We start from the raw sequence: 5,065 nt of genomic DNA, 5'->3' as shown, positions 1-5,065 counted from the left end.
GCCGGCGCGAGCGGGACGAGGGTGGTCTTGCCGGTGCCGGGCGGCGCGGCGAGGACGGCGGCGCCGCGGGCGGCCAGCGCGGCCCGCAGCCCGGGGACGGCGTGGCGGACGGGCAGGTCCTCGGCGGCGCTGATGTGCATCCGTCCAGTGTGGCGGCAGACGACCGTACCGGTGGCCGCGGGTGATCGTCCATGTGAGAAATGCCACCGGCCCGAAAGGCCCTCTGCGGGTTACGGTGATAGTTGCATCGCGCATTTCACAATTGCCCTAGAACGTTCTAAAGTTCTGCCCAGGAATCGGCCCCGCAACCTCCGCAAAGTACCAGGTAAGCAATGCTTCGGGCCAGGAAGTTGCTTTACCGTTTGGTTTCCCTCACCTCGCCGCGTGTGGCGGCAATCGGCCGTCTTTCGCCATAATGAGGCCGTCGTCGCAGGTGCTGGAGGTTTGGGGATGCTCGGCGATTCCATCTATATCCGCGGGCGCGAGGCGTTCACCGGCGGTTCGCCCCAGGCGGTTTACGAGGAGCTCTGGCAGCGCGGCCGAAAAGGGCGGTTGCGGACCCGCGCAATTCTGGCGATCGCGGCGCTGGTGTTGTGCGGGATGCTGGTGAACCCTGTTTTCGGAGTCGTGGCGGCCGTCCTGCTCGCGTCCGCCGACGCGCTGGTGCACTGGCGGCTGTACAACGCGTCCCGGGTGTGGCGGCGCGGCCTGCGCGGCGTCGAGCGGATGGACCGGACGCTGCGCCTCACCCTGGAGCGGCGCGGCCACCGGGTGCTGCACGGCCGGCTCGTGCCCGGGCACGAGACCGCGGACGAGCTGGTCGTCGGGCCGGGCGGGGCGTGGCTGGTGCACAACGAGGCGTGGGCCCCGGACGCGGAGATCTCCCATCACGGCGGGCGGCTGTTCATCGACGGCCGCACCCAGTCGAAGCTGGTGAACGGCCTGACGGCGCGGGCCGCCGCCGCGGAGCGGCTGATCTCCGAGCGGTACGGCGCGCCGGTGACGGTGACGCCCGTCCTCGCCGTGCACGGCGGCAAGCTGGCCCGGTCGCCGTTCACCGCGGACGGCATCGTGTTCGCGCCGCCGCTGCGGCTGGTGCGCTGGATGCGCCGCAACGCGACCGCCGAGCACTCCGCCGAGGAGGTCGAGGCGATCGCGCGGGCCGCCGTCCACAGCCTGCCGATCGGCGGGCGCATCATGACCGACGCTCCCCCGCCGCCCTCGCGGGTCTCGGTCGCGAAGAAGCCGCCGTCCGAAACCCCTCTGACGACCGCACCCGCCCACGCCGTGACGGCCGAGGCGGTGGAGCCCGCCTCGGCGGAGGTGGCCGCCGGTGAGGCCGGCGGCGGCGACGCGGTCACCACGGCGGTCTGACCCGCCCCGCCCGCGACGGAACGAGGGCCGATGATCGTGTTGGAGAGGGACGAGCGCCGCGCGCCCGCCGGAACCGGCGCGGGACCGGCGGGCGCGCGGTTCCCGTCCGTCGTGGCGGAGCGGCGCGGAGGATCAGCCGCCGGTGCGCGCGCGGCGGGCGGTGCGGCGCAGCCACAGCAGCCCCACCACGGGCAGGACCAGCGGGACGAACCCGTACCCTTCGCCGTACCCGGACCAGACCGTGGCGTCCGGGAACGCCGCGCGGTCGACCAGGCTGAGCGTGCCGATCGCCAGGACGCCGGCCAGCTCCACCGAGCACGCCGTGACGGCGACCCGGAACGACGTCCGGCCGCCGCGGGCCAGCGCGACCGTCGCCAGGACGTAGACGGCCGCGGCGAACGCCGACAGGGAGTAGGCCAGCGGCGCGTCGGAGAACTTGGTGCCGATCTGCACGCCCGCGCGCGCGCCGGCCGCGAGCGCGAAGATCGCGTAGACGGCGACCAGCAGCCGGCCGGGGCCGCTGCCGGTGCGGACCCGCTCGCCGCCGGGACGGGCGGCGGCCGGTTCGCCGGTGACGCCGGTGTCGGGCTCAGGCACTGCCGCTCCACAGCTGGTTCATTCGGACGATCATGACGGCGACGGCGACGCCGGCGACCACCAGCACCGCGGAGCCCCACCGGGTCCGCTCCAGCAGCCCCCAGGCGGCGCCCGCGACCGGGATCACCAGGACGGCCAGCAGGTAGCCGATGAACGTGGCGGGGTGCTTCGGCCCCTCGTCACCCGACAGCTTGACGAACCCGACGACGGCCTGCGCGATCAGCAGCACCTCCAGCACCCCGAGCCCGATCAGGTCGGGGAGCCCCATCGCGCGCCCGCGCAGCGCCGTCACCAGCGCGTACACGGCGATGAGGAGCGCCACCACGATGATCGCGGTGGCCAGGGCGGTCGTCACGCAGAGAAGAGTACTACCGGCTGTAGAGCATGCGGTCCGCGCGGCCCGCCCGCCATGGCAGCATGGCGAGCGTGAATTCGCTGCAGTGGCTCAACCTGACCCGGCACGGTGAGAGCACCGGCAACCTCGCCTACCGGGCCGCGGAGGGCACCGACGCCGAGGAGACGGGGATCCGCGAGCGCGACGCGGACACCCCGCTGTCGGAGCTGGGGCGGGCGCAGGCGGCGGCGCTGGGCCGCTGGCTCGCCGCCCTCCCGGAGGACGAGCGGCCGACGCTCGTCGCGGTGTCCCCGTACCTGCGGACGCTCGACACCGCCCGCATCGCGCTCGCCGAGACGTCCTACGCCCACCCGCAGGACCCGGACGGGCTGCGGATGACGGTGGACGAGCGGCTCCGCGACCGCGAGCAGGGCATCCTGCAGGGCCTCACGTGGGTCGGGGTGCAGCGCCGGCACCCGGACGAGGCCGACCGGCTGAAGCGGCTCGGGAAGTTCTACTACCGCCCGCCGGGCGGGGAGTCGTGGGCGGACCTGGCGCTGCGGCTGCGCAGCTTCTACCGCGACCTGGAGGCCGACGCGCCCGGCGGCCGGGCGCTGGTGGTGACCCACGACGCGATCGTGGTGATGACCCGCTACCTGGTGGAGGGCCTGACCGAGCAGCAGGTGCTGCAGGTGGAGAAGGAGCCGGTCGCGAACGCGTCGGTGACGCGGTGGCGGCACGACGGCGGCGGGCTGAGCGCCGTCTGCTACAACGAGTGCGCACACCTGGTCAACGCGGGCGTCGGCTCGTAACCGCCTCGGCTCGTAACCGCCTCGGCTCGTAACCGCCTCGGCTCGTAACCGCCTCGGCTGGTGGCCGCCTCGGCGCCTGTAGGGGTGGCGGCTTCTAGTCGTCGAGGAGGCGGGCGCGGCGGGTGGTGACGGCCGCGAGGCGCGGGTCGTCCTGCGGGAGCACGTCCCTGAGCCGCTCCAGGGCCTCCAGGTCGGCGCGGCCCTGCTCGGTCTGGGCGTAGGTCCACAGCGCGTCCGCGCCGCCCCGGTCCAGTGCGGACCGGCGGATCCGCACCGCCAGCTCGTCGCGCTCGGCGCGCACGGCGGGCGCGTCCGAGCGGGGCAGCAGCTCGCCGTCGTAGAGCCGGACGGCGGCGGCGACGTCGCCCTCGTCCAGCAGCCGCCGGACGGTGAGGAAGTCGGCGTCGATCGCGCAGTCCAGCCGGTACGGCTTGGCGCGGACGAGCCCGCCGAGCTGCGCGCGCAGCCGGTGGATCTCGGCGCGGACCGTCACCGGGCTGCCGTCGTCGCCGTACAGGTGCCAGGACAGCCGGTCGCCGCTCAGGCCCTCGGGGTGCAGGGCGAGCAGCGCGAGGATCTCCGCGTGCCGCAGCGTCAGCGGCACGCGGACGCCGTCGAGCCGCGCGGACGGCTGGTCGGTGCCGAGCAGCGCGAGGGTGAGCAGCGGGCGCCGGTCCGGGACCGGGCGGCCCGCGGCGTGGCCGCCGAGCGCGGTCCCGGACGGCGGCCGCAGCAGGTACACCTCGCCGAGCGGCTCGGCGAGCGCGACGCGCCCGTCGGGCAGGGTGAGGGCGCGGCCCTCGGACGGCACGGCGAGCCGCACGCCCCGCCAGTCCTCGCGCGCCGCGGCGAGGATCCGCCCGGACGCGGTGACCAGCACCCCGGCGCCGCGCAGCTGCCCGAGGAACCGCTCGCGCAGCCGCTCGTCGCGCCGCCGCATGTCGACCTCGAGCCGGGACTCGGCGAGCCGCGCGGCGGCGGCGACCAGCGCGACCGTCGCCGGGTGCAGCGCCGCGACGGTGGCGCTGACGTCGATGCAGCCGATCACCCGGCCGGTGTCGGGGTCGGTGATCGGGGCGCCGGCGCACGACCAGCGGTGCAGGACGTGCGCGACGTGCTCGGTGGCGTACACGTACTCGGCGCGGCCGGTGGCGAGGGCGGTGCCGATGCCGTTGGTGCCGACGGCGGCCTCCGACCAGCAGAACCCCTCCATCAGCCCGATCCGCTCGGCCTCCCGGCGGACGGCGGGCGGCCCCTGCGTCCACAGCGCCCGCCCCGCCTCGTCGGTGATCACCATCAGGTGCTCGGTCTCGTCGGCGACGTGCCGCAGCAGGTCGCGCAGCAGCGGCAGGTGCGGGTCGAGCGGGTGCGCGCCGCGGGCGTCGGCGACGGTGTCGCGGTCGAACACCAGCGGCGCCGCCGCCACCTCGGCGCCCACGCCGGCGTCGCGCGAGCGCCGCCACGACTCGGCGATCGGCGGGCGCGCGGCGACCGCCTGCTTCTGCACCACCATCAGCGCCTTTCCCCTGCGGAGACAACCTCGACGGGTTTGAGGATCGGCCCATCCGGCGGGCGTTGCAACCGGTTCGCGGGAACACGGCCGGACCGGATACGCCACGGTGCGTGTTCACTCGGTCGCAACGTGCATGCAACGTCGGGGCGCCTAACGTTCCGTCCCGCTGGGAGCCGAGGGCCATCCTGTGGGCCCCGCCGCCCCGAGCGCGTCCGGGGGGAATGCGCACGGGGCGGCGGGCCGGGCCCGGGCGCGCCGCTCCCGCGCACGAGGGGGGAATGGAGACCAATGCTCTGCCTGACGTGTCACCGGGTCCGCCCGGCGCTCGACCGGACGGACTACACCGCCGACCGCGCCCTGCTCATCGTCCGCCGCGGCCTGTGCGGGTGCGGCGCTCCACCGGCGCGCGCCGGCCGCAGGCGGCGGGCGGCCGGC

5 protein-coding genes are annotated in these 5,065 nt (G+C 75.3%); 2 read left to right on the top strand and 3 right to left on the bottom strand.

Annotated elements, in window-relative coordinates; all coding sequences use genetic code 11:
• Positions 1 to 450 precede the first annotated feature (450 nt).
• Positions 451 to 1,374, top strand: a complete 924-nt coding sequence (locus F9B16_RS49105) for an NERD domain-containing protein (RefSeq protein WP_192809389.1) — start codon at positions 451 to 453, stop codon at positions 1,372 to 1,374.
• A 132-nt stretch (positions 1,375 to 1,506) separates the two neighbouring features.
• Here F9B16_RS49105 and F9B16_RS49100 read toward each other — a convergent pair whose 3' ends face one another.
• Positions 1,507 to 1,881: a hypothetical protein gene (locus F9B16_RS49100; protein WP_151547133.1), complete on the bottom strand. Its 375-nt coding sequence runs from the start codon at positions 1,879 to 1,881 to the stop codon at positions 1,507 to 1,509.
• 82 nt (positions 1,882 to 1,963) lie between these two features.
• The gene (locus F9B16_RS49095) at positions 1,964 to 2,326 is read right to left on the bottom strand and encodes a hypothetical protein (protein WP_151547132.1); all 363 of its coding nucleotides are present in this window, start codon (positions 2,324 to 2,326) and stop codon (positions 1,964 to 1,966) included.
• A 62-nt stretch (positions 2,327 to 2,388) separates the two neighbouring features.
• Between F9B16_RS49095 and F9B16_RS49090 the strand changes: the two genes are divergently transcribed.
• Positions 2,389 to 3,117, top strand: coding sequence for a histidine phosphatase family protein (locus F9B16_RS49090; protein ID WP_151547131.1), 729 nt, complete (start codon positions 2,389 to 2,391; stop codon positions 3,115 to 3,117).
• A 94-nt stretch (positions 3,118 to 3,211) separates the two neighbouring features.
• Here the strand turns inward: F9B16_RS49090 and F9B16_RS49085 are convergent, their stop codons facing one another.
• On the bottom strand, positions 3,212 to 4,630 hold the full coding sequence (locus F9B16_RS49085; protein ID WP_151547130.1) for a GAF domain-containing protein: 1,419 nt from the start codon (positions 4,628 to 4,630) through the stop codon (positions 3,212 to 3,214).
• Positions 4,631 to 5,065 lie beyond the last annotated feature (435 nt).

Origin of the sequence: Actinomadura montaniterrae, from assembly GCF_008923365.1 — a bacterium.
Classification (GTDB): domain Bacteria; phylum Actinomycetota; class Actinomycetes; order Streptosporangiales; family Streptosporangiaceae; genus Spirillospora; species Spirillospora montaniterrae.
Note: the sequence above shows the minus strand (reverse complement) of the source record. Positions and strands in the feature narration are given on the sequence as shown.